Source organism: Aquipuribacter hungaricus, assembly GCF_037860755.1.
GTDB classification, from domain to species: Bacteria; Actinomycetota; Actinomycetes; order Actinomycetales; family JBBAYJ01; genus Aquipuribacter; species Aquipuribacter hungaricus.
Map to the genome: position 1 here is coordinate 1 of NZ_JBBEOI010000503.1, position 686 is coordinate 686.

Sequence of the window (686 nt, forward strand, 5' to 3'; positions counted from 1 at the left end):
CTGAGAGTGGGAGCGTGGTCTGGCCCCAGGGTGGCGGTCTGATTTGGCCCCACCTGCGGGGGCGACACGCCGTTGTGGCGGCCTGAGCTGGCCCCACTGTCGCGGGGTGGATCGTGTCGGTCGTGGGTCGTTCCACGAGCGGCGGGAGGCCGTGAGGTGGTGTCGAGGGTGGAGCTGTTCGAGGCGATCCGGCGCGACCACCGCCGGGAAGAGCTGTCGATCCGACAGCTCGCGGCCCGACACGGGGTGCACCGCCGCACGGTGAGACAGGCGCTGGACAACGCAGTTCCGCCGGCGCGGAAGGTCCCGCAGCGGGCGGCGCCGAAGCTGGAGCGGGTGGCGCCGGTCATCGACGCGATGCTGCGGGAGGACCTGACCGCGCCTCGCAAGCAGCAGCACACCGCCCGCCGGGTCCTGGCGAGGTTGGTGGAGGAGCACGACGTCCTCGACGTGTCGTACTGGACGGTGCGTGACTACGTGGCTCGCCGCCGTCCGGAGATCGCCGTCGAGGGCGGTCGGGTAGTCGAGACGGCGTTCGTGCCGCAGTCCCACGCACCCGGCGCGGAAGGCGAGGTGGACTTCGCGGACCTGTGGGTCGACCTGGCCGGGGTCCGGACCAAGGTCCAGATGTTCACGTTCCGGCTGTCGTGCTCGGGGAAGGCGGTGCACCGGGCGTTCGGCACCCA

1 pseudogene is annotated in these 686 nt (G+C 71.7%); it reads left to right on the plus strand.

Going from position 1 to position 686, the window contains the following annotated elements:
* Positions 1-156 precede the first annotated feature (156 nt).
* Positions 157-686: pseudogene (locus WCS02_RS20875) on the plus strand (IS21 family transposase); the annotation flags it as partial.